This window comes from Herbidospora solisilvae (assembly GCF_009901565.1).
GTDB lineage: Bacteria > Actinomycetota > Actinomycetes > Streptosporangiales > Streptosporangiaceae > Herbidospora > Herbidospora solisilvae.
This window is the reverse complement of sequence record NZ_WXEW01000011.1, coordinates 190,240-212,785: the sequence shown is the minus strand read 5'-3', so window position 1 is coordinate 212,785 and position 22,546 is coordinate 190,240. Positions and strand designations below refer to the sequence as shown.

Annotated in this window: 18 protein-coding genes; 8 read left to right on the top strand and 10 right to left on the bottom strand. The window is 69.9% G+C overall.

What is annotated here, in order from left to right; genetic code table 11:
• Positions 1-9 precede the first annotated feature (9 nt).
• The 3 genes from GT755_RS33685 (at position 10) to GT755_RS33675 (ending at position 3,854) form a co-directional block, all read left to right on the top strand.
• Positions 10-855, top strand: coding sequence for a TetR/AcrR family transcriptional regulator (locus GT755_RS33685; protein ID WP_328794708.1), 846 nt, complete (start codon positions 10-12; stop codon positions 853-855).
• Positions 856-918: 63 nt separating this feature from the next.
• Positions 919-3,006: an RNA degradosome polyphosphate kinase gene (locus GT755_RS33680; RefSeq protein WP_161483607.1), complete on the top strand. Its 2,088-nt coding sequence runs from the start codon at positions 919-921 to the stop codon at positions 3,004-3,006.
• Positions 3,003-3,854: an NUDIX hydrolase gene (locus tag GT755_RS33675; RefSeq protein ID WP_161483606.1), complete on the top strand. Its 852-nt coding sequence runs from the start codon at positions 3,003-3,005 to the stop codon at positions 3,852-3,854. Before GT755_RS33680 ends, GT755_RS33675 begins: the two co-directional genes overlap by 4 nt.
• On the opposite strand, the gene GT755_RS33670 is transcribed toward GT755_RS33675, so the two are convergent.
• Entirely contained in the window at positions 3,847-5,331 is a 1,485-nt protein-coding gene (locus GT755_RS33670; protein ID WP_202610820.1) for a CYTH and CHAD domain-containing protein, read from the bottom strand. The genes GT755_RS33675 and GT755_RS33670 overlap by 8 nt on opposite strands.
• 227 nt (positions 5,332-5,558) lie before the next feature.
• Positions 5,559-6,401 carry a trans-aconitate 2-methyltransferase gene (locus GT755_RS33665; RefSeq protein ID WP_235967954.1) on the bottom strand — a complete coding sequence of 281 codons (843 nt, stop codon included), beginning with the start codon at positions 6,399-6,401 and terminating at the stop codon, positions 5,559-5,561.
• A 59-nt stretch (positions 6,402-6,460) separates the two neighbouring features.
• Here GT755_RS33665 and GT755_RS33660 point away from each other — a divergent pair, with 59 nt between their 5' ends.
• A complete protein-coding gene (locus GT755_RS33660) occupies positions 6,461-6,970 on the top strand; it encodes a MarR family winged helix-turn-helix transcriptional regulator (protein WP_030452001.1) in 510 nt (169 codons plus the stop codon).
• Between the two features lie 302 nt (positions 6,971-7,272).
• Entirely contained in the window at positions 7,273-8,781 is a 1,509-nt protein-coding gene (locus GT755_RS33655) for a trypsin-like serine peptidase (RefSeq protein ID WP_161483605.1), read from the top strand.
• A gap of 105 nt (positions 8,782-8,886) precedes the next feature.
• Here the strand turns inward: GT755_RS33655 and GT755_RS33650 are convergent, their stop codons facing one another.
• Genes GT755_RS33650 through rsmA form a run of 3 tightly spaced genes read right to left on the bottom strand, consistent with a single transcriptional unit; the run spans position 8,887 to position 12,435 of the window.
• Complete coding sequence (locus GT755_RS33650; RefSeq protein WP_161483604.1) at positions 8,887-10,680, bottom strand: ABC-F family ATP-binding cassette domain-containing protein; 1,794 nt, start codon at positions 10,678-10,680, stop codon at positions 8,887-8,889.
• 16 nt (positions 10,681-10,696) lie between these two features.
• Complete coding sequence (locus tag GT755_RS33645) at positions 10,697-11,560, bottom strand: 4-(cytidine 5'-diphospho)-2-C-methyl-D-erythritol kinase (RefSeq protein ID WP_161483728.1); 864 nt, start codon at positions 11,558-11,560, stop codon at positions 10,697-10,699.
• A 14-nt stretch (positions 11,561-11,574) separates the two neighbouring features.
• Positions 11,575-12,435, bottom strand: coding sequence for a 16S rRNA (adenine(1518)-N(6)/adenine(1519)-N(6))-dimethyltransferase RsmA (rsmA, locus tag GT755_RS33640; RefSeq protein ID WP_235967952.1), 861 nt, complete (start codon positions 12,433-12,435; stop codon positions 11,575-11,577).
• 103 nt (positions 12,436-12,538) lie between these two features.
• Between rsmA and GT755_RS38870 the strand changes: the two genes are divergently transcribed.
• Both GT755_RS38870 and GT755_RS33630 read left to right on the top strand, forming a co-directional pair.
• Positions 12,539-14,044, top strand: coding sequence for a serine/threonine-protein kinase (locus GT755_RS38870; protein WP_202610818.1), 1,506 nt, complete (start codon positions 12,539-12,541; stop codon positions 14,042-14,044).
• Positions 14,041-15,213: an FG-GAP repeat protein gene (locus GT755_RS33630; protein WP_161483602.1), complete on the top strand. Its 1,173-nt coding sequence runs from the start codon at positions 14,041-14,043 to the stop codon at positions 15,211-15,213. Before GT755_RS38870 ends, GT755_RS33630 begins: the two co-directional genes overlap by 4 nt.
• A 4-nt stretch (positions 15,214-15,217) precedes the next feature.
• Here GT755_RS33630 and GT755_RS33625 read toward each other — a convergent pair whose 3' ends face one another.
• The 4 genes from GT755_RS33625 to GT755_RS33610 are packed head-to-tail and all read right to left on the bottom strand — an operon-like array spanning position 15,218 to position 20,113.
• Entirely contained in the window at positions 15,218-16,183 is a 966-nt protein-coding gene (locus tag GT755_RS33625; protein ID WP_161483601.1) for a ubiquitin-like domain-containing protein, read from the bottom strand.
• Positions 16,184-16,238: 55 nt separating this feature from the next.
• Positions 16,239-17,087 (bottom strand): TatD family hydrolase, encoded by an 849-nt coding sequence (locus GT755_RS33620; RefSeq protein WP_161483600.1) that lies wholly within the window; start codon positions 17,085-17,087, stop codon positions 16,239-16,241.
• A complete protein-coding gene (gene metG, locus GT755_RS33615) occupies positions 17,087-18,871 on the bottom strand; it encodes a methionine--tRNA ligase (protein WP_161483599.1) in 1,785 nt (594 codons plus the stop codon). The genes GT755_RS33620 and metG overlap by 1 nt, the downstream gene beginning before the upstream one ends.
• A 24-nt stretch (positions 18,872-18,895) precedes the next feature.
• Positions 18,896-20,113 (bottom strand): glycosyltransferase, encoded by a 1,218-nt coding sequence (locus tag GT755_RS33610; protein ID WP_285590213.1) that lies wholly within the window; start codon positions 20,111-20,113, stop codon positions 18,896-18,898.
• Between the two features lie 113 nt (positions 20,114-20,226).
• On the opposite strand from GT755_RS33610, the gene GT755_RS33605 reads away from it, so the two are divergent.
• Entirely contained in the window at positions 20,227-21,720 is a 1,494-nt protein-coding gene (locus tag GT755_RS33605; protein ID WP_161483598.1) for a hypothetical protein, read from the top strand.
• On the opposite strand, the gene rsmI is transcribed toward GT755_RS33605, so the two are convergent.
• Positions 21,717-22,544 carry a 16S rRNA (cytidine(1402)-2'-O)-methyltransferase gene (rsmI, locus tag GT755_RS33600; RefSeq protein ID WP_161483597.1) on the bottom strand — a complete coding sequence of 276 codons (828 nt, stop codon included), beginning with the start codon at positions 22,542-22,544 and terminating at the stop codon, positions 21,717-21,719. The genes GT755_RS33605 and rsmI overlap by 4 nt on opposite strands.
• Between the last annotated feature and the right edge of the window lie 2 nt (positions 22,545-22,546).

The window sequence follows — 22,546 nt, the reverse complement described above, 5'->3', positions numbered from 1 at the left end:
TATGGTGCCGTGACCGAATCCAGATCCCGCAGGCGAATGACGGGCGCGGAACGGCGCGAGCAGCTGATCCAGATCGGTCGCTCCCTCTTCGCGGAGAAGGGCTTCGACGGCACTTCGGTGGAGGAGATCGCCGCACACGCCAGCGTGTCGAAGCCCGTGGTGTACGAGCACTTCGGCGGCAAGGAAGGCATCTACGCCGTGGTCATCGACCGCGAGATGCAGCGCCTGCTCGTCCTCGTCACCCAGGCCCTGTCCGCGACCCACGCGCGAGTGAAAGTGGAGCGGGCCGCCCTGGCGCTGCTCCAGTACATCGAGGAGAGCAGCGAGGGCTTCCGGATCCTGGTCCGCGACTCCCACGCCGCCTCCGGCACCGGCACCTTCGCCAGCCTGATCAGCGACATCGCCAGTCAGGTCGAAGACGTGCTGGCCGACGAGTTCGCCGGCCGGGGCTACGACCCCAAGACCGCCCCCATGTACGCCCAGATGCTCGTCGGCATGGTCGCCCTGACCGGCCAGTGGTGGCTCGACGTGCGCAAACCCAGCCGTGAGACGGTCGCCGCCCACCTGGTGAACCTGTGCTGGAACGGGCTGAGCGACCTCGACCCGGCCCCGGCGCTGACCAACGCCTCCCGGGGGCTGGTGCTGGCGCCGCCACTACCGCCCGGCCCCGTGACCGACCCCAAAGAGCTCAGCCGTCAGCGCAAGGAGCAGGAGAAACTCTGGCGCGAGGCCGAGAAGCAGCGCGAGCGCGAGGCCAAGGAGGCCGAGAAGCTCCGGCGGGAGCAGGAGAAGATCCGCGCCCGCGAGGCGAGAGAGAACGAGAAGCTCGCACGTGCCCGCGAGAGTGAAGCCTGAGACTGGCGATTTCGTTGCGGGGAAGTTAACACGTCGTTCAACAAACTCGGGCATATTCAGGACATGTCCGCCGAAATTTCCGTGCCCATCTCCCCGGAGGAACTTCCCCTCCCTCACGAGCGATTCCTCAACCGAGAGGAGAGCTGGCTCCAGTTCAACGAACGGGTGCTCGAACTGGCCGAGGACCCCAAGCTCCCCCTGCTCGAACGGGTGCGGTTCCTGGCGATCTTCGCGACCAACCTCGACGAGTTCTTCATGGTGCGGGTCGCGGGCCTCAAACGGCGGATGGCCACGGGACTCCTGCTCAGGGCGCAGAGCGGGCTGAAGCCGAGCGACGAATTGGAGCGCATCAACGGGATCGCCAACGTCCTGGTGCAGCGCCACTCCGCCCTGTTCCACAAGGCGATCGTGCCCGAGCTGGTGGCCGAGGGCATCGAGATCGTCCGCTGGGCCGACCTCGGGCGCGACGAGCGCACGGTCATGCGGAAGTTGTTCCGGGAGCGGATCCGACCGGTGCTGACGCCACTGGCCGTCGACCCGGCCCACCCCTTTCCCAACATCTCGGGGTTGTCGCTCAACCTGGCGGTCACGGTCCGCAACCCCGTCAACGGCAACACGGTCTTCGCGCGGGTGAAGGTGCCCCAGCAGCTCCCCCGGTTCGTGAAGGTGGCCAAAGACCGGTTCGTGCCGCTTGAGGACGTGATCGCGGCCCACCTCGGCCAGCTCTTCAAGGGCATGGAGATCGTCCAGCACCACGTCTTCCGGGTCACCCGCAACGAGGACCTCGACGTCGACGAGGACGTCACCGAGAACCTGATGCAGGCCCTCGAACGCGAACTGCGCCGCCGCCGGTTCGGCTCGCCGGTCCGCATCGAGGTCGAGGACACGATCACGCCCGAGGTGCTCGATCTGCTGGTCGAGGAGCTGGGCGTACACGACCACGAGATCTACCGGGTGCCCGGCCCGCTCGACCTGTCGGGGCTGCACACGATCGCCGACCTCGGGCCCACCCACAACCGGGGCGAGCTCAGCTACCGGCCGTTCGTGCCGGCCGAGGTGATCCACGCCGACGACGACATCTTCGCGATGCTGCGGGAGAAGGACATCCTGCTGCACCACCCCTACGACAGCTTCTCCACCAGCGTGCAGCGCTTCATCGAGCACGCCGCGGCCGACCCGCAGGTGCTGGCGATCAAGCAGACGCTCTACCGGACCAGCGGCAACTCCCCGATCGTGGACGCCCTCATCGACGCCGCCGAAGCGGGCAAGCAGGTCGTCGTGGTGGTCGAGATCAAGGCCAGGTTCGACGAGCACGCCAACATCTCGTGGGCCAGGAAACTGGAGAAGGCCGGCTGCCACGTCGTCTACGGCGTGCTGGGCCTGAAGACCCACTGCAAGCTGGCCCTGGTCGTGCGCCAGGAGCAGAACGGCGAACTGCGCCGCTACTGCCACATCGGCACCGGCAACTACAACCCGAAGACCGCCCGCATGTACGAGGACTTCGGCCTCCTCACGTCCGACCCGCTGGTCGGCGAGGACGTGACCGACCTGTTCATCCACCTCACCGGCTACTCCAACCACTCCGCCTACCGGCGGCTGCTGGTGGCGCCCCACTCGCTGCGGCAGGGCCTGCTGGCCCGCATCGACCGGGAGATCGCCCACCACAAGGCGGGCCGCGCGGCCCGGATCCGGATCAAGACCAACTCGCTCGTCGACGAACCCGTGATCGACGCCCTCTACCGGGCCTCGCAGGCCGGCGTGCCGATCGACCTGTGGGTGCGCGGCATCTGCACGCTCCGGCCCGGTGTGCCGGGTTTGTCGGAGACGATCAGGGTCAGAAGCCTCCTTGGGCGCTTCCTGGAGCACTCCCGCATCTACGAGTTCGGCGGCGGACGGCGGCCCGAGATGTGGATCGGCAGCGCCGACCTGATGCGACGCAACCTCGACCGAAGGGTGGAGGCCCTGGTGAAGGTGACCGGTGCACAACACCGGTCCTACATCGCCGACCTGCTCGACCGCGCGTTCTCCGACGGGACGGACACATGGTGGCTTACCTCAGATGGCCGCTGGCTTCGCCAAAACGGCGGCGCCGATCTGCAGCAGCATCTCATCGGCACGCGACGCTGGCGGACCGTGGACGACGGCAAATGACCGACGTGATCCACGCCGCCGGCGCCGTGATCTGGCGCGGCGACGAGTCCTCCCCCGAGGTGGCGGTCGTGCACCGCCCGAAGTACGACGACTGGTCGTTCCCCAAGGGCAAACTCAAGTCGGGCGAGCACGTCATCGCCGGAGCGCTGCGCGAGGTCCGGGAGGAGACCGGCCTGTCGGTCGTGCTGGGCCGCTCGCTGCCGCCCGTCCACTACCTGAAGGACGGCCGCCTCAAACGGGTCGACTACTGGGCCGCGCGGGTCAGCGCGGAAGACGACCTGACGGCGGTCGACGAGGTCGACGAGGTCGTCTGGATGTCTCTCGGCGAGGCCCGCGACCGGCTTACCTACGAGTGGGACGCGGGTCTGCTGCGGGCGCTGACGGCGGCCCCGCTGGTGACGGTGCCGCTGATCCTGGTCAGGCACGGCCTGGCCGGCAGCCGCTCGGAGTGGAAGGGCCACGACGACCGGCGTCCGCTCGACGCCGACGGCCTGGCCCAGGCCGACGTGGTCGCCGCGGCCCTGGCCGCCTACGCGCCCCGGCACCTGGTCAGCTCCCCCAGCCGCAGGTGCACCCAGACCCTCAAGCCCTACGCGACCGCCACGGGCCTGCCGATCCGCAAGGAGAAGCTGCTCTCCGAGCCCGGCTACGACCCCAAGGACACCCTGCGGCTGGTCCGCAAACTGACCGAGCCGACGGCGCTCTGCAGCCACGGCAAGGTCCTCCCCGACCTGCTGGACGACCTCTCCGAGGGCAGGATCGGCGACACCCATCTCAAGAAGGGCGGATTCGCCGTCCTCCACCACGCAGAGGGCGAACTGGTCAGCGTCGACCGTTACGTCACCTGAGTTTCTTCCACAACTTGGGGAAACGGTCACGGGCGCGTTCGGCGGCGGCGCGCTCCAGGCCGGCCAGCACGCCGTAGGTGAAGGTGTCCTCGCCGGCCTCGCGGGCCTTCGCGGCCTCCTTCTCCAGCGTCTCCTGGGCCACCACGCCGTCCTGGTAGGTGCCCAGGGCCTCCTGGATCGCCTCGGCGCGGGCGGCCTCGTCGTCCATGCCTGCCGCCTCGGCGGTGTAGCGGGCGCGCTTGGCCGCCTTGCGCACGTCGTGCATGGCGATCTCGCGCTCGTGCGGGTCGTCGATGGCCTGGGCGGTCGCGTGCTTGCGGTGCACCCGCTTCCACTCCTTGGCCACGATCTTGGCCAGCTCGGGCCCGGCCTCGCGGGTCGCGCGGCCGGTGAAGACGTAGGGCTCGTCGAGCGCGTCGAGCAGGGCGAAGTAACGCTCACTCGTCATGGCCTCGCGGGCCCGCTCGTAGCCCTCCTCCTCCTGCAGCTTGAGGTCGTCGAGCAGCCGGGTCCGGACCGGGCCGACGATCAGGTGGTCGTCGAGCCCGTCGAGCTCCTTGCCGAAGCGGGCCTGGATGACCTCCAGGTCGCGCACCTCGCCGAGCACCTCGCCGAGCCAGCGCAGCTCCTCCTGGAGCACGTCCGACTCGGTCACGATCGAGGAGAAGGCCTTGAACGCGCTGCGCATCCGCCGGCACGCCACGCGCGCCTTGTGCACGGCGTCCTCCTCGGCCCGCCGCACCCGGCCGTCCTGCGCGATCAGCGCGTCGGTCTGGCTCCGCAGGTAGGCGAAGACCGCGGCGCCGACCGTCCCCTCGGCAGGCGACTTCGGCAGTTCCTGTACGGCTTCGCCCAACAGCCGCCCCAGCTTGTTGGCGGAGCCGCCGGTGACAGCCCCCGCCTTGATCACCCGCTTGCCCACCCGCTTCAGCAGCGCCTCGTCACCCTTGACGAGCTCGACCTCGACCTCGCGCCACCGCTCGACGCGCGGCACGTCGCCGTAGACCGTCCCCTTGACGCGGTCGTCGGCCACCTCGGCGAGCACCTGCTCGTCACCGTCGAGCAACCGGGTCACCGACCGCTTCGTGTCGAGCTCGGCGACCGGCACCAGCGCGTGGCCCCGCGTGTAGACGAGCACCTGCGCGGCCAGGTCGGCCGGCACCACCTTGGCGCTGCGGGTGAGCGGCAGCTGGATCTCCTGCCGCACCCCGGCGGCCTTGGGCAGTTTCAGGTGCCAGCCGGGGTCGTCGCCCCCGCGGCGCCGCCGCAGGGTGATGCCCCGCGCGGCGAGCCGCAGATCGGGAGTGTCGAAGTAGACGGCCACGAGCTGGTGGGATTTCGGCCCGGAGACCGCTTCGACGCCTTTCACGCCGAGCAGATCCGGCACCACGAACTCGTCTGGGACATCGAACTTGTCCTCGATCTCGATCGCCACCAGCACCTCCAGGTAAACGCGACACGGCCGAATTGCGGCCATGATGCCACCTGAAGGTGAACAAATCGCCTATTCGATGGCCGCGCCTCCGGCGCGGCGGTCCTCGCGCTCTTATCCGACGCCTTCCCTCCTCCGCTCTGGTCGCTGCGCTCCCGGCGCTCCGTCAGTCCAGGCGTCGGCGCGCTGCGGCCTGCGATTTCACCTGAAGGGGACACCTGGGCGTGTCTACGTCCATCACCAATGAATGCCCGCAAACCGAATACGAATGATCATTTGTGCGCCACGGTGAATATGCGGCGGAACTCGAACGGGGTGCCGTAGTCGCGACGGGGATAGGCCTCCCCGAGCAGCCGGCCGGCGTCGGCGAGAAACCGTTCCCGGCGCTCCGGGGCCAACCGGGTCAGCATGGGGCGCAGCGCCGTGCCGGTGACCCAGCGGAGCACCGCGTCGTCGCCCTGGAGGACGTGGACGTAGGTGGTCTCCCAGGCGTCCACGGTCAGGCCCTCGGCCGCCAGCAGCTCCAGGTAGTCCGCCGCGGAGTCGACCGGGTCGCGCCAGGCGAGGTCGGCCAGCTCAGCGGCCCATTCGGGGCTCCGGCAGAGCTCCCTGACGACCTGGTGGCTGGGCGCGGCGAAGTTGCCCGGCACCTGGAAGGCCAGCCACCCGCCCGGGTTGAGCTCCCGGGCCCAGCCCACGAGCAGTTCCCGGTGCTCGGGCACCCACTGGAGCAGCGCGTTCGACACGATGACGTCGACCGGCTCGGCCGGACGCCAGTCGCGCACGTCGGCGACCTCGAAGGTGGCGCCCTCGGGGGCTTTGGCGATCATCTCGGGCGAGGAGTCGACCCCGTGGATCCGGGCGTCGGGCCAGCGGGCGGCCAGCGACACGGTCAGGTCTCCGGTGCCGCAGCCGAGGTCGACGACGTAGCCGGGGTCTTCGGCCCTGATCCGCGCGGTGAGCTCGTAGAAGGGCCGGGAACGCTCGTCGGCGTACCGGCCGTAGACCGAAGGATCCCACTGTGTCATGGCCGCGCCTCCGGCGCGGCGGTCCTCGCGCTCATATCCGACGCCTTCCCTCCTGGCGTCGGCGCGCTGCGGCTTATCTCTCGACATAAAGATACTTGATATCAAGAGAGATGTCTTGACGTCAAGAAAAGCTAGACTCGTCATCCATGAGCTCAGCCGAGGATGAAGTCGACCGGCTCGTCGCGGCCTGGCGGCAGGAGCGCCCCGACCTCGACGTGACGCCTCTCCAGGTGCTGAGCCGCGTGTCGCGGCTGAGCCGTCATCTGGAGCGGGCCAGGCGGGCCGCCTTCGCCGAACACGGGCTGGAGCCCTGGGAGTTCGACGTCCTCACGGCGCTGCGCCGGGCCGGCTCCCCCTACGAGATGAGCCCGGGGGCGTTGCTGCGGGCCACTCTGGTGACGTCCGGGACCATGACCAACCGCATCGACCGGCTGGCCGCCGCCGGATTCGTCACCCGCAACCCCGACCCCGACGACCGGCGCGGCGTGCTCGTGCGACTGACCACCAAGGGGCTCGAACGCGTCGACGCGGCCTTCGCCGACCTGCTCAGGCGGGAGCAGGAGCTGCTCGCGGCCCTCGGCCGGCAGCAGCAGCAAGATCTTTCCGGGCTCCTGCGCACCCTTCTCGTGCCGTTCGACACCAGCGACTCCGCGTAGTCGTGACGGACTAAGACGGGGTTGACCCGCTTTCCGGTTCCCTCCAGAGGGGTGTGATTTACGTCACACACCCGAGCTGGATCGATCCATGGGGTGACCAAACGACATGCCCCACGATCAGCGGAAATAACGGAATCTTCACAGGAACCCCACAGGTTTACAGCAACTTTCCACACCCCAGCCGCCTCGGGCAGTTGGTCTTTTTGCTTTCACACCCTCATCCCGTCTTATAGCTTCTTGAACGTTCCTTTCCTGACGCATGGGGCGCAAGTGACGTCCCACGACAGACCTGGGAGTTCCACATGAAGCGCACGCTCATTCTGGGCGGTCTGAGCGCGGGGCTGCTTGCCTCCGCGGTCGTGGCCGCTCCGGCGCAGGCTGCTGGCGACGTCGCCTCCGACAGCCTGGCCAACACCAACCTTGCCGCTCAGCAGGTCGCGGCCTTCTGGTACGGCGAGGCGAAGGCCAACCTGATCGGCGCCACGCCCTACGACGTCGAGACTCAGGTCGTCGGCAAGCACGTGTCGACCGGTGGTCCCACCGCCGACACGAAGCCCGGCGTCGTCCCGGCCATCGGTGACGAGAAGAAGACCACCAGCGTCTCGAAGAACGTCAACCTGCCCAAGACCACGGGCAAGGTGTTCTTCATCGGCGCTGACGGCCAGCCGCACTGGTGCACCGGCACCTCGCTCCAGAGCGCCTACAAGAACCTCGTCGCCACCGCTGGACACTGTGTCTACGACACGACGTCCAACAAGGCCACCCTCGACAAGTGGGTCTTCATCCCCGGTTACTACCAGGGCAAGACCCCGTGGGGCATCTACGTCGGCAAGCAGGCCTTCACGCACTACGACTTCGACGTCTACGAGGACGGCGACCGCAACTACGCGTTCGTGAACGTGTACAACGGTGTGCTCCCCGTCGCCGGCGGCACCGACGTCGACTGGGTCTCCAAGCCTTACCCCACCAAGGCCCTGGCCGAGAAGGCCAAGGCTGAGCTGGAGGCGAAGAAGGAGACCGGCTACTCCAAGCTCGAGATCATCGAGTACATCGACCACTGGAAGATCGTTCCGGTCGGCTCGCCGGAGAGCAAGAAGGTCGAAGTCAGCCACTGGAAGTTCAAGAACGTCCCCGGCCAGAACGACGACCCGAAGACCACCACCTTCGTGTCCGGCCTCGGCGTCAACGAGACGTTCATCAGCCAGGCCGAGTTCCGCTCGCCTCCTGGTGTCCAGGACGACGGCGACTCGTACTGGCTGAACGACGGCAAGACCTTCGTCTACTCGTACAAGTCCGGCCCCGTCTGGAAGTACGTCAAGCGGACCTTCTGGATCAACTACGACCTGGACTACAAGGTCAAGGGCATCGTTCTGTCCATCGGCCTCAAGGACGTCGGTCGCCTCGGTGACAACGTCGGTGGCCAGGGTCTGGCGTACAACCAGAAGGTCGGCCAGTCGGTCTACGTCTTCGGCTACCCGAGCGGCAAGCACCCGGACGGGAACCACGCGTTCACCGGCCACACCCTGAAGTGGACCTACGGCAAGACGTTCGCGGCCAAGGCCTCGGACATCAAGGCTGAGGAGATCATCGGGGTCAAGTCGTCCTTCACGGGCGAGGGCTCGCTGGGCTCGTCGTGGCTGTCGCAGTACAAGAGCGCCCGTCGCCTCGGCTACCTCAACGGCGTGACCATCGGTGTCGCTGACACCGACGGCAACAAGCGCTACGACACCTCGGTTTCCCCGTACTTCGACGGTGAGACCTACGGCGTCTACAAGGTGGCGGCGGCTCTCTGGTCCGGCAAGATCGTCTGATCTTCCAACCACGTAGTGCTGAGATGACTCGGTTGGTGCCCCAAGTCATCTGAAGCAAAAAGAAGGAGCCCGGTCGGCCAACCGGGCTCCTTCTCTTTTCCCTGGCTATTCGCCGATGCGCTCCGCGAGCTCCATCCATTCGAGCTCGGTGGCCTCCTTCTGGGCCCCGAGGTCGCGCAGCTCGGCGTCGAGCTTTCCGAGCTTCTCGAAGTCGCTGGCCGCCTCGGCCATCTGGGCGTGCACCTTGGCCTCCCGCTCCGAGAGCTTGTCGAGCTGCCGCTCCAGCCGGCTCAGCTCCTTCTGCAGCTCCCGCAGCTCCTTCTGGGAGACCTTCTTCTCGGCCGGGGCCTCACCCACGGCGGCCACGGGCTCGGCCGACGCGGCGCGGGCCGACACCGCGGTTCCGGCGGCGCGGCGCTCCAGGTATTCGTCGACACCGCCCGGCAGCATCGACAACCGGCCGTCGCCCAGCAGCGCGACCGTGCGGTCGGAGACCCGCTCCAGGAAGTAGCGGTCGTGGCTGACCACGACGAGCGTGCCGGGCCAGCCGTCGAGCAGGTCTTCGAGCTCGGTCAGCGTCTCGATGTCGAGGTCGTTGGTCGGCTCGTCGAGCAGCAGGACGTTGGGTTCGTCCATGATCAGCCTCAGCAGCTGGAGCCGCCGCCGCTCGCCGCCCGACAAATCACCGACGACCTTCCACTGCGCCTCGCCCTTGAAGCCGAGGCGTTCGAGCAGCTGGGAGGCGGTCCACTCCTTCTTGCCGACGGTGATGTACTTGCGGACCTCCTCGACCGTCTCCAGTACGCGCCGGGTCGGGTCGAGCTCGGCGAGCTCCTGCGACAGGTGGGCCAGCTTGACCGTGCGGCCCTGGACCAGCTCGCCCTCGTCGGGCGTGACCGTGCCGGACAGCAGGCGGAGCACCGTCGACTTGCCCGAGCCGTTGACGCCGATCAGGCCGATGCGGTCGCCGGGGCCGAACTGCCAGGTGCAGTGGTCGAGCACCAGCGGGCCGGTGTTCGGGCCGCCCGCGTGGAGGGTGACGTTCTCCAGGTCGTACACGGTCTTGCCGAGGCGCGCGGTCGCGAACCTGAGCAGTTCGACGGTCTCCCGGGCCGGGGGCACGTCGGCGATCAGCGCCTCGGCGGCGTTGATGCGGAACTTCGGCTTGGACGTGCGGGCGGGCGGGCCGCGCCGCAACCAGGCGATCTCCTTGCGCATGAGGTTCTGCCGCCGGTCTTCGGCCGCTTGGGCGATGCGCGCCCGTTCGGCCTTGGCCAGCACATAGGCGGCGTAGCCGCCCTCGTAGCGCTCGACGGTGCCGTCGACGACCTCCCAGGTGCGGGTGGAGACGGCGTCGAGGAACCAGCGGTCGTGGGTGACGACGAGGAGGGCCGACTTGCGGGCCGACAGGTGGCCGGCCAGCCAGGCGATCGCCTCGATGTCGAGGTGGTTGGTGGGCTCGTCGAGCACGATCAGGTCGTGGTCGCCGATGAGCAGCTTCGCCAGCGCGGTCCGGCGGCGTTCGCCACCGGACAGGGCGCCCGCGTGGGCCGACAGGTCGAGGTCGCCGAGCAGGTTGGCGAGGATCTCGCGGACCTGCGCGTCGCCGGCCCACTCGTGTTCGGCCTTCTCGCCGAGCACGATGTCGCGGATCGGCGCGTTCGGGTCGAAGAGGTCGCGCTGGGCGAGCACCCCGACACGCAGGTTGCGCGTGTGGGTGACCCGCCCGCTGTCGGGGGTGAGCTCACCGGCGATGATCGAGACGAGGGTGGTCTTGCCGCCACCGTTGCGCCCGACGACACCGATGCGCTCGCCCGCTTCGACCCCGAGCGACACCCCGGTGAGCAGCGCCTTCGGGCCGAAGGCATGGGAGACGGATTCGAGATTGACCAGATTCATCGCCCGCCAAGCCTATCTAGACGATCGTGGCTCCCGGCACCGGTCCGGAGGCGACGACGGCCTCCCGGCAGCCGGTGAGCGAGACGGCGATCTCCCGTGCGTGCATCTCGTCGGCGGCCAGGAACGCGCACGTCGGCCCGGAGCCCGACACGAGCGCGCCGAGCGCGCCGAGTTCCCGGCCCTCGTCGAGGGTGCGGTGGAGGGAGCGGCGCAACATGACGGCGGCGGGCTGCAGGTCGTTGACGAGCGCGGCCCCGAGCGCCGCGGCGTCGCCCTCGGCCAGCGCCTTGGCCAGCGGGTCGCTCAGGGTCGGCCAGGCGGCCTGTTCGCCGGTGGCCTCCCTGATGCGGTCGCACTCGCCGTAGACCTGCGGCGTCGACAGGCCGCCGTCGGCCAGCGCGAACACCCAGTGGAAGGTGCCCGAGACCTCCATCGGCGTCAGGACCTCGCCCTTGCCGACGCCGACGGCGGTGCCGCCGAGCAGCGCGAACGGCACGTCGCTGCCGAGCGTGCCGCCGATCTCCATCAGCTCCTCGCGGGTCTTGCCCAGGTTCCACAGGGCGTTGCACGCGACGAGCGCGGCGGCGGCGTCGGCGCTGCCCCCGGCCATGCCGCCCGCGATCGGGATGGTCTTCTTGATCTCCAGCCGGACGCCCCTGCCGGGCGCGAGCGCGTGGGCGGCCCGGACGGCCAGGTTGTCGGCCCCGAGCGGCACGTCGGCGTGGTCGCAGACGACCTCGACCCGGTCTGACTCCGACGCGGTGACCTCGTCGAACAGGGAGACGGCCTGGAAGACGTTGACCAGGTCGTGGAAGCCGTCGTCGCGGAGCGGGCCGACGGAGAGCTGAAGATTGACCTTGGCGGGCACACGCACGGTAATCACGTGACGGGAGCCTAGCGGCGGTGTTCGGCGATCCGGGCGAAGTCGGCCACCTCGAGCTGTTCGCCCCGGGCCTGCGGGTCGACGCCCGCCTTCACGAGCGCCTCCTCGGCCAGCGCCGGGGAGCCCGCCCAGCCCGCCAGGGCGGCGCGCAGGGTCTTGCGCCGCTGGGCGAACGCGGCGTCGATCGCGGCGAACACCTCTTCTCTGCTGGCGGTGGTGGCGGGCGGCTCACGGCGGACGAGAGAGACCAAGCCCGAGTCGACGTTGGGGGCCGGCCAGAAGACGTTGCGCCCGACCGGGCCCGCGCGGCGGACGTCGGCGTACCAGGCGGCCTTGACCGACGGCACCCCGTAGACGCGGGAGCCGGGCCGGGCGGCCAGGCGGTCGGCGACCTCCGACTGCACCATCACCAGGCCCCGGCGCAGCTCGGGCAGGATCTGCAGCAGGTGCAGGACGACCGGGACCGACACGTTGTAGGGCAGGTTGGCGACCAGCGCGGTCGGCCGGGCCGGCAGGTCATCCGGAGTGATGCGCAAAGCGTCGGCCTGGACGACCCTCAGGCGGTCGGCGTAATCAGGAAGCATGACCGTGACCGTCTCGGGGAGCTGCCCCGCCAGCACCGGATCGATCTCGACCGCGACCACCTCGGCGACCTCCGAGAGCAGCGCCAGCGTCAGCGACCCGAGCCCCGGCCCGACCTCGATCACCACGTCGTCGGGCGACACCTCGGCGACTCTGACGATCTTGCGGACCGTGCCGCCGTCGATGACGAAGTTCTGCCCGAGCTTCTTGGTGGGCCGGATGTTCAACTTCTCCGCAAGCGTGCGCACCTCAACGGGCCCGAGCAGACTCATGCAACCAGTGTCGGGCATGCGAACGCGTCGATTTACCTGTTCGCGCCCCCCACGGGCAATCCATGCTGGCGATTGCTTCGAAGTGTTCATGAACTCGCACAGGCCGTAGGAGAGCCCCCAGATGGAACCGACCGGCGCCGAGCCGCTCCGCCCCGACGATCCCGCCGCGATCGGGACCTACCGGCTGCTGGGCCGCCTGGGCGAGGGCGGCATGGGCACGGTCTACCTGGCCGTGGCCGAAGACCGCCTGGTCGCCCTCAAGGTGGTCCGCTCCCAGTTGGCCGACGACGCCTTCGCGGCCCGCTTCCACGGCGAGGTCGAGAACGCCCGCAAGGTGGCCTCGTTCTGCACCGCCCAGGTGCTGGACAACGGGACCACCGCCGACGGGCGGCCCTACATGGTGACCGAGTACATCGCCGGCACCCCGCTCAACCGGCAGATCGCCCAGGAGGGCCCGCTTGAGCCGGGACCGCTCCACGGCGTGGCCCTGGGCGTGGCGGCGGCCCTGGCGGCCATCCACGTGGCCGGCCTGGTGCACCGCGACCTGAAGCCCGCGAACGTGATCCTGTCCCTGTCAGGGCCCCGCGTGATCGACTTCGGCATCGCCCGCGCCCTCGACGCCTCCCACGACTTCACCCAGGCCGGGGAGCTGCTCGGCAGCCCCGGCTGGTGGGCGCCCGAACAGGTGCGCGGCGAGCCGGTCAGCCCGTGGACCGACGTCTTCGCCTGGGGCTGCCTGGTGGCCTACGCGGGAACCGGCCGTCACCCCTACGGCCAGGGCAACATGGTGACCCTGGCCGCCCGTGTCCTGAACAGCCGCCCCGACCTGGGCGCGCTCCCCGAGCCGTTGAACGAGCTGGTCCGCCTGGCGACCGATCCCGACCCGACCCGCCGCCCGACCGCCCAGGACCTGCTGATCGCCCTGGTCGGCGGCGCCCTGCCGACGGTCTCGGCCCGTGATCCGGAGGTCCGGCGGGCCGAGCCGCTGATTCCGGTGGAGGAACTCAACCGGACCCTCCAGCAGAGCCTCCCCGAACCCGCCGAGCAGGCGGAGCCGGTCGCCGAACGGGTCGACCGCACCGTCGTCGCCTCAACCGGCCCGGACACCTCCACGGAACCCCCGTTGAAACCACCACGGTCGCGTTCCGACCGGTGGCTCATCGCGGCCGTGGTGATCTTCGTGGCGTTCGTGGTCAGCGTCGGGGTGCTGGTCGTGTCGGGGGACAACGAGCCGCGCACCGCCGTGCAGATCGCCGCGCAGGAGGCCGCCGGCGGCGACGTCGCCAAGCGGATCACCGTCGGCGCCGGGTTCGGGGTGGACCTGGTCGTCACCAGGGATCCGCGGTGCGGCCTCCCCGACTACGAAGGCGTCACGGCCGCGCAGGGGGCGTTCTGCGTGATCCCGTGGAGCATGGTCAACACCGGCGGCGAACTGGTCGGGATCACGGCCACGCCGGTGCTGCTCGACGCCTCGGGCACGGCCTACCGGCCCCATCGCCTCTCCACGCCGCTGCCGAGCGGGCTGCGGCCCGGCGGGCGCTCCGACGGCATGCTCGTGTTCGATCTCCCCGACGACCGCGTCCCCGCCCGGCTCCAGTTCGGCGGCGGCCTGGAGGTGGCCCTGTGACCCGGCTGCTCGCCGCCCTGCTGCTCGTGTCCGCGCTCGTCCCTTCCGGTACGGCCTCCGCCACCCCCTGCCCCGCCACGACCCACGCCGTCGGCGACCCCTTCGCCGAGACCGTCGCCTTCGGCGGCCAGACCCTCAGACCCCCCGGCGGCGAGACCAACACCGGCTTCGGCTGGGCCGTGGCCACCGCCCACGTCGACGGCGACCGCTGCCTCGACGTCGTCGTCGGCGCCCCCTACGCCGGCGACGACGACCAGGGCGCGGTCTACGTGTTCGGCGCGGGGGGCGTCCAGACCCTGACCGCGCGCGACCCGCGCGAGGACGCCCACTTCGGCTGGTCGCTGGCGGCGGCCGACCTGCCAGGCGGTTGGGTGCTGGCGGTCGGCGAACCCCACGCCGACGACCCGCTGACCGACGCCGGCGCGGTGCACCTGTTCTCCCCGCGGGGGCAGGCGCGGCTGAACCAGGAGTCCGACGGCATGATCGGCAACGGCGAGGTCGGCGACATGTGGGGCTGGTCGCTGGCCTTCCACGGCGACCCCGCCCGCCCCGACCTGGCCGTCGGCGTGCCCTACGAGGACGACGACGGCACGGGGATCCAGGTCGCCAGCGGCATCGTCGACGCCGGGACGGTCGTCGTCATCAAGGACGTGTTGTCGGGGGCGCCGTACACGACCAGGAAGTGGGACCTCGGCCAGGCGACCAAGGACGTGCCGGAGGAGGCGGGCAACCGCTTCGGCTGGACGCTGGCGGCCACCCGGATCGGCGGCGTCTCCTACCTGGCCGCGGGCGCCCCGCTCGCCGGGCCGCGCGACGCCGGCATGGTCCAGCTCTGGGCCGACCTCTCCCCCGCCAGGGCGATCACCGTGCCGGGCACGACCGGTCTCGGCTGGGCCCTGGCGTTCACCGGCGACGGGCGGCTCGCCATGGGCCACCCTTACACGAAGGGGGCGACGGGGGGTGTCCACACCACCACCGTCGACGGAACCGTGGCCGCGCTGCCGGTCCCGCCCCAGCCGGGGCAGCGGTACGGCTGGTCGCTGGCCGCCGACGGCGCCTCCGGGTTATTGGTCGGCGCGCCCGACCGCGACGGCGTCGGCGCGGTCTCCACCTCGGCGACGACGCCCGCGCCGGCCGGTTCGGTCGACTACGGCCATGCGGTCGACTGAGCGGTCAGAGGCGGTGGCCGCACTCCGGCCAGGCACGTTTCCAGTCGCCCGCCAGCCGCTGGTAGAGGAGCTGCGCCCGGTAGGTCTGCTCGGCCTCCGGCCAGTCGACCGGCCGCTTCTCCCCGCCGACCGCCAGCCACATCTTCAGCCCGAACCCGTAGAGCCCTCCCGGCGCCGACTTGGCGTCGTTCCCCGACACGCATCGCGCCAGCGCGTCCCAGTTCAGCGCGGCCACGTCGGCCGAGATGGGGATCGTGTGGGGCGGCAGGCCGGGGGTCACCCGGATCACCGTGTCCTCGGGCGGGAAGGTCGACAGGCCGGGCGAGACCTTGTCGCCCTCGCCGAGTTCGACGTTCGACTCCTCCAGGACCTCTTTCACGGTCCGGCCGGTCGTCGTGGTCTCGATGCGCATGCTGCCGGCCACGATCGTCACCTTGCGCTGGGACCGCGCGTCGAGCTCGAACCCCTCGACCGGGATCTGCCGCAGCCGGGTCGTCGAGAGCTGGAGCTTGTTGGGGTTCATCTTGAGCTCTACGAGAGCGTCCTGGACGTTGAGCGCCGTCGTCAGATGGGTGCTGGAGGTCCCGTCGAGGTTCAGCGTCAGCGGGCGGGCGTGCCTCACCACGATCGTCATGTCGTCGCCGATCTCGGCCGACGGCGGGGGCGAGACCATGTCGCCCCTCTCGTAGGGCACCCCGGCGGCCTTCAACGCGCCCCGCACGTCGGCCGCGAACGAACGGTGGGTGGTCAGCTTGCCGTCGACGTCGAGGGTGATCTCGCGCGCCAGCCCGACCCCGATGACCACGCCGACCGAGGCCCCCAGCGCGGCGGCGCACAACACGGCCAGCCACGGACGGACCAGCGCCCTCAACCGGGACGGCGTCTCAGCGGGTTTCTCGACCGGATGTTCCCAGCCCGACAGTTGGCTGCCCGTGTCACGCGCGGGGCTCTCCAACGTCGGGGAATACACGGATGCGTCCTTCCGGAAGCGCCATGGTCAACTCACACCGTACCGTGACATCCCATTACCAATCACCGAAAACGCGCGGACCGTTCGCATTGATGATCTCCGCCAGCGCCTCGGGGGCCGTGTCCTTCACCTCCGCGATGCGGCGCAGCGTCAACGGGATCAGGTAGGGCGCGTTGGGCTTGCCCCGGTGGGGAGTCGGCGGCAGATAGGGCGCGTCGGTCTCGACCAGGATCAGCTCGGCGGGCGCGACCTTCGCGGCCTCACGCAGGTAGCCGGCGTTCTTGTAGGTGACCGGGCCCGAGAACGACAGGTAGTAGCCCGCCCTGACGCAGCGCTCGGCCATCTCGGCGTCGCCCGAGTAGCTGTGGAAGACCACCACGTCGGGGGCGCCCACCTCGTCGAGCACGTCGAGGACCGCGTCGTGGGCGTCGCGGTCGTGGATCACCAGCGCCTTCCCGGTGCGCTTGGCGATCTCGATGTGCGCCCGGAACGAGGCGTGCTGGTCGTCTTTGGACGCCCAGTCGCGGAAGAAGTCGAGACCGGTCTCGCCGACGGCCCGCACGTGCGGAAGCCGGGCCAGTTCCTCGATGCGGTCGAGCACCTCGGGGGTCGCCGCGTGGGCCTCGTTGGGGTGGATCGCCACGCCCGCGTAGACGCCCTCGTGGTCGCGGGCGATCTCGGCGCCCCACTCGGAGGAGCGCAGGTCGTAGCCGATCGTGACCAGGCGCGTCACCCCGACGGACCTGGCCTCCTCGACGATGTGGTCGACGCTCGCCCCGGCCGCCTGCGCGGCCAGGGCGACGGGATCGCCGGACGACGCCTTGCGCTCCCCGACCATGATGTCGAGATGGCAGTGGCTGTCGAACACCTCGGCGCCGAGCGCCTCGGGGAACGGGACCGACATCACTTGCCTTCCAGGCGGCCCAGTTCCTCGTCGACCACCTTCTGGTCGAGCTTGGCGAACAGCGGCTTCGGCGGCGCCAGCGGGGTGCCCGACTGGACGGGCCGGTGCTCCCACTTCGCCGCGCCCTCGTAGGAGCCCGTGATGACGGGGTAGGAGCGCCCGCCCGGCTCGTCGACCTCGCGGATCTCCGGCATGCCGGACCAGACGCCCTGGCCGCCCAGCATCTCGTGGATCTTGTTGGAGGAGTTCGGCAGGAACGGGGTGAGCAGCGTCTTGGCGTCGTCGACGATCTGGAGCGCCACGTGGAGGATGGTGCCCTGGCGGACCGGGTCGTCCTTGATCTTCCAGGGCTCCTGCTCGGCCAGGTAGCGGTTGGCGTCGCGCACCACGTCGAAGGCCTCGGTGACCGCGTTCTTGAACCGCGACCGCCCGAGCTCGGCCCCGACCGCCGGGAAGGCCGCCTTCGACCGCTCAAGGAGCGCCCGGTCGGCGTCGGTCAGGTCGACCGCGTCGGGGATCTTCCCGAAGTTCTTGGACGCCATCGAGATCGACCGGTTGACCAGGTTGCCCCAGGCCGCGACGAGCTCGCCGTTGTTGCGGTTGACGAACTCCTGCCAGGTGAAGTCGGTGTCCTGGTTCTCGGGGCCGGCCACCGCGATGTAGTAGCGCAGCGCGTCGGCCGAGTAGCGCTCCAGGAAGTCGCGGACGTAGATCACGACCGACCGCGAGGAGGAGAACTTCTTCCCCTCCATGGTCAGGAACTCGCTCGACACCACCTCGGAGGGCAGGTCGAGCCGCCCCAGCGATCCGGCCGCCCCGCCCCGGGCGCCCTCTCCGTTGTAGCCGAGCAGCATCGCCGGCCAGATCTCGGAGTGGAAGACGATGTTGTCCTTGCCCATGAAGTAGTAGCCGCGGGCGTCGGGGTTCTGCCACCAGGCCCGCCACGCGTCGGGGTCGCCCGACCGGCGGGCCCACTCGACCGAGGCGCTCAGGTAGCCGATGACCGCGTCGAACCAGACGTAGAGGCGCTTGTCGTTGCGGTCGCTCCAGCCGTCGAGCGGGATCGGCACCCCCCAGTCGAGGTCTCGGCTGATCGCGCGCGGCTGCAGGTCGCCCAGCAGGTTGAGCGAGAACTTCAGCACGTTGGGCCGCCACTCGCCCTGCTTGCCCTGCAGCCAGGTGCCGAGCGCGTCGGCGAAGGCGGGCAGGTCGAGCATGAAGTGTTCGGTCTCGATGAACTTCGGCGTCTCGCCGTTGATCTTCGACTTGGGGTTGATCAGGTCGATCGGGTCGAGCTGGTTGCCGCAGTTGTCACACTGGTCGCCGCGCGCGCCGTCGTAGCCGCAGATCGGGCAGGTGCCCTCGATGTAGCGGTCGGGGAGGGTGCGGCCGGTGGACGGGGAGACCGCGCCCATCGTGGTCTTCGGGAAGATGTAGCCGTTCTTGTGGAGCCCGAGGAAGATCTCCTGGGCGACGGCGTAGTGGTTGAGCGTGGTCGTGCGGGTGAACAGGTCGTAGGAGAGCCCGAGGGCCGTCAGGTCTTCGGCGATGACCCGGTTGTAGCGGTCGGCGAGCTCCCGGGCGGTGACGCCCTCCTTGTCGGCCTGGACCTGGATCGGCGTGCCGTGCTCGTCGGTGCCGGACACCATCAGCACCTTGTTGCCCGCCATCCGCTGGTAGCGGCTGAAGACGTCGGACGGCACGCCGAACCCGGAGACGTGCCCGATGTGGCGTGGCCCGTTGGCGTAGGGCCACGCGACGGCGGTCAAGATGTGCTGAGACATGCCTCCAAGCCTAGAGGCATCCGACTACAGCGTCGGCTGCTTATTGACGGCCTCGGCGGCCTCCTCGGCGGCCGAGGCGGCGATGTCGACCGGGGTCTCGCGCGAGCGGCGGATGCCCAGGATCGAGATGAAGAGCGAGGCGAAGATCGTCTGGAAGCTCATGATGAAGGCGGTCGCCGACGGCACGACCAGACGCAGCGACTCGGCTGGGATCAGCTCGCCGAAGCCCCTGCCGCCCCAGTGGGCGAGCGAGGCCACCAGGCCGACCAGACCGGCGACGGCCAGTAGGCCGCCGATGATGAGGCCGCGTTCGAGGGTGACGATGTCGATCAGTTTCCTGATGCGCGGCGACTCGGGCAGGAAGCCCTCCTCGGCGGCGTACACCTTGGTGAACAGGGCGAACAGGACCGCTTGGAAGCCGATCACCACCATCGCCGACGCGCCGACGAGGGTGTCGACGTCGAAGGCGAGCTGGCCGATGTAGACCGGGCCGAAGGTCAGGGCGGTGCCGACGACCAGGCCGAAGATCATCAGGGCCAGGCCCGGGATGAAGAACAACCAGCGGGGGCTGTAGAGGAGCAGGAAGCGCAGGTGGCGCCAGCCGTCGCGCCAGGAGCGCAGGTGAGGTGGGCGGGAGCGGCCGTCGGGCGACAGGGTGGTCGGCACCTCGCGCACGTCGAGGCCCTGCAGGGTGGCCTTGACGACCATCTCGGAGGCGAACTCCATGCCCCCGGTCTGGAGCCCCAGCTTGAGGATGGAGTCGCGGCGGAAGCCGCGCAGGCCGCAGTGGAAGTCGCCGATCGCGCTGGGGAAGAACAGCCGGCCCACGAACGACAGGACCGGGTTGCCCAGGTAACGGTGGAGCGGGGGCATGGCGCCGGGGGCGATGCCGCCCTTGAAGCGGTTGCCCATGACGAGCTCGCCGCCCTTGCGCAGCTCCTCGACGAACGGCATCAGGTTGGTGAAGTCGTAGGAGTCGTCGGCGTCGCCCATGATCACGTACTTGCCGCGCGCGGCGCGGATGCCGCCGATCAGGGCGTTGCCGTAGCCCTTCTGGTCGATGTGCACGACCCGGGCGCCGGCGTCGCGGGCGAGCTGCTGCGAGCCGTCGGTGCTGCCGTTGTCGGCGATCACCACCTCGCCGTCGATCCCGTTCTCGCGCATGCAGGCCAGGGCCTTGGTTACGCACACCTCCACGGTCTCCGCCTCGTTGAGGCACGGCATGACCACTGTCAGTTCCACGTTCGTTACCCCTGCCGTTTACACCTGTGATCGCCGGTCAGTAATCAGACCATGATGCCGTCTGCCCCGAGGGGGGCGGGTCAAGTCCCGAAAACCCCTGGCATTCTGTAACCATGGTCGCGGTCGCGGAACCCGCCGTCACAGGCGCCCCCCAGGTCACCTGGAAGGAGCGTCTCGTCGTCACGCTGCGCAATCATCGCTGGTTCGCCGCCGCGCTCGCGGTCGGCGCGCTCCTGCGGCTCGTCACGATGCTCGGCTTCGGCCCGGCGATGTGGTTCAACGACTCCTACGACTACGTGTCGGTCGCGCTCCACCCGAGGCCCCACCCGATCAGGCCGGATGGCTACGCCTTCTGGCTCCTGCTGCTCCGACCCTTTCACAGCTTCAGCCTCGTTGTCCTCACGCAACACCTGATGGGCCTGGCGACGGCCGGGCTGATCTATGCGCTGCTGGTCAAAAGGTTCGCCATGGCCGGGTGGGCCGCGACGCTGGCCACCGTGCCGGTGCTGTTCGACGCCTACCAGATCCAGCTCGAACAGCTGATCATGAGCGACGCCATGTTCACCCTGCTGGTCACCGGGGTGATCGTGCTGGTGCTCTGGCACCGGTCGATGACCTGGAAGGTCGGCGCGGCCGTCGGCGGACTGCTCGCGCTGACCGCGCTGACCCGCAGCATCGGGCTGCCGATCCTGGCGCTCGTGGTGGCGTTCATGCTGATCAAGCGGGTCGGCTGGAAGCCCATCGCGGCCATGCTGGTCGCCTGCGTGATCCCGGTCATCGGCTACATGGGCTGGTTCAAGGCGGTCAACGGCCCTTTCGCGATGACCCAGAGCGACGGCGTGATCCTCTACATGCGCACCGCCCTGTTCGCCGACTGCGACAAGATGGGCCTCGACCCGCGCGACGACCTCGACCTGGCGCTGCTGTGCATCAACACGCCGGTGGCCGAGCGCGAGAAGTCGGCGCAGGCCTATCTCTGGTGGGACAACGAGAACCAGCTCCACGTCTTCGGCGCGGGCCGCAAGTTCGACGCCGAGACCAACCAGATCGCCAGCGAGTTCGCCAAACGCGCGATCATGGCCCAGCCGCTCGACTACCTGGCCGCCATCGCGAAGGACTTCTTCCGCGCCTTCCAGTGGGGCCGCCCGGTCTTCCCCGACAACAAGACCTTCGGCCTCTACGAGTTCAGCAACAACACCACCACCAAGCTCCCCCAGTGGAGCTCCTACCGGGGCACGACCAACGGCGACGCCACCCGCTACGAGAACGGCGAGGCGGCCACCGTCAAGGTCGCCCCGTTCTCGACGTTCATGATGAGCTACCAGTCGGTGGTGCGGTTGCCCGGCACGGTCCTCGGGCTGCTGCTGCTGGCCGGGCTGGTGGGCGTGGTGCAGCGCTGGCGCACCCTGGGCGGCCCGGTGCTGCTGCCGTTCCTGGGGGCGGCCGGGCTGGTGCTGGCCCCGGCGGCCACCGCCGAGTTCGACTACCGCTACCTGCTCCCGGCCGTCCCGCTGGCCTGCCTGGCGGCGGCGATCGCGCTGCGGCAGGTCCGGTTCGGCAGGAGGCGCACCGGAGAACCGCTGGCGGCCGAACCGGTCGTGTCCTAAGCGGAGTGCACCGCGTTGTAGAGGTCGCGCTTCGACACGCCCGCGTCGCGGGCGACGTCGCTGATCGCCTGTTTGCGGGTCACCCCCGTGGCCTCCAGGCGGGCCACCGCGCCGATCAGGTCGTCGACGGAGACCTCTCGGGGCGACGCCCCGGCCACCACGATCGTGATCTCGCCCTTGGCCTCGGGCGCCCACGCAGCCAGTTCGGCGAGCGTGCCGCGCCGCACCTCTTCATAGGTCTTCGTCAGCTCGCGGCACACCGCGGCGGCCCGGTCGGCGCCGAACGCCTCGGCCATGGCCAGCAGTGAGGCCTCCAGGCGGTGGGGCGCCTCGAAGAACACCATGGTGCGCTCCTCGTCGGCGAGCTTCTCCAGCCGACGTCCGCGATCACCGGCCTTGCGGGGCGGGAAACCCTCGAAGCAGAACCGGTCGCTGGGCAGGCCCGAGACGGCCAGGGCGGTGGTGACGGCCGACGGCCCGGCCAGGGCGGTCACCCGCACCCCGGCCTCGACCGCGAGCCGGGTCAGCCGGTAGCCGGGGTCGGACACGCCCGGCATGCCGGCGTCGGTGATGACCAGCACCTTCTGCCCGTCGAGCAGGTGCCCGAGCAGTTCGCGGGCGCGGGCGGCCTCGTTCTGGTCGTAGTAGGAGACGATCCGGCCGGTGATCTCGGCGTCGAGGTCGCCGGCCAGGCGGCGCAGCCGCCGGGTGTCCTCGGCGGCGATCACGTCGGCGCTCTCCAGGGCGGCCCGCAGCCGCGGAGAGGCGTCGCCCGGCTGCCCGATGGGGGCCCCGGCCAGCACGAGGGTTCCGTAGTCCGTCACCC

Coding starts and splice junctions, on each gene's coding strand:
- GT755_RS33620 (WP_161483600.1), bottom strand. CDS start 17,087: ATGTCGGTCCCGTTCCCCGAGGCGCTCGGCGCCGAGGTGTTCGACAGC.
- GT755_RS33675 (WP_161483606.1), top strand. CDS start 3,003: ATGACCGACGTGATCCACGCCGCCGGCGCCGTGATCTGGCGCGGCGAC.
- GT755_RS33655 (WP_161483605.1), top strand. CDS start 7,273: ATGAAGCGCACGCTCATTCTGGGCGGTCTGAGCGCGGGGCTGCTTGCC.
- GT755_RS33670 (WP_202610820.1), bottom strand. CDS start 5,331: ATGGCCGCAATTCGGCCGTGTCGCGTTTACCTGGAGGTGCTGGTGGCG.
- metG (WP_161483599.1), bottom strand. CDS start 18,871: ATGTCTCAGCACATCTTGACCGCCGTCGCGTGGCCCTACGCCAACGGG.
- GT755_RS38870 (WP_202610818.1), top strand. CDS start 12,539: ATGGAACCGACCGGCGCCGAGCCGCTCCGCCCCGACGATCCCGCCGCG.
- rsmA (WP_235967952.1), bottom strand. CDS start 12,435: ATGCCCGACACTGGTTGCATGAGTCTGCTCGGGCCCGTTGAGGTGCGC.
- GT755_RS33650 (WP_161483604.1), bottom strand. CDS start 10,680: ATGAATCTGGTCAATCTCGAATCCGTCTCCCATGCCTTCGGCCCGAAG.
- GT755_RS33605 (WP_161483598.1), top strand. CDS start 20,227: ATGGTCGCGGTCGCGGAACCCGCCGTCACAGGCGCCCCCCAGGTCACC.
- GT755_RS33665 (WP_235967954.1), bottom strand. CDS start 6,401: ATGTCGAGAGATAAGCCGCAGCGCGCCGACGCCAGGAGGGAAGGCGTC.
- GT755_RS33660 (WP_030452001.1), top strand. CDS start 6,461: ATGAGCTCAGCCGAGGATGAAGTCGACCGGCTCGTCGCGGCCTGGCGG.
- GT755_RS33680 (WP_161483607.1), top strand. CDS start 919: ATGTCCGCCGAAATTTCCGTGCCCATCTCCCCGGAGGAACTTCCCCTC.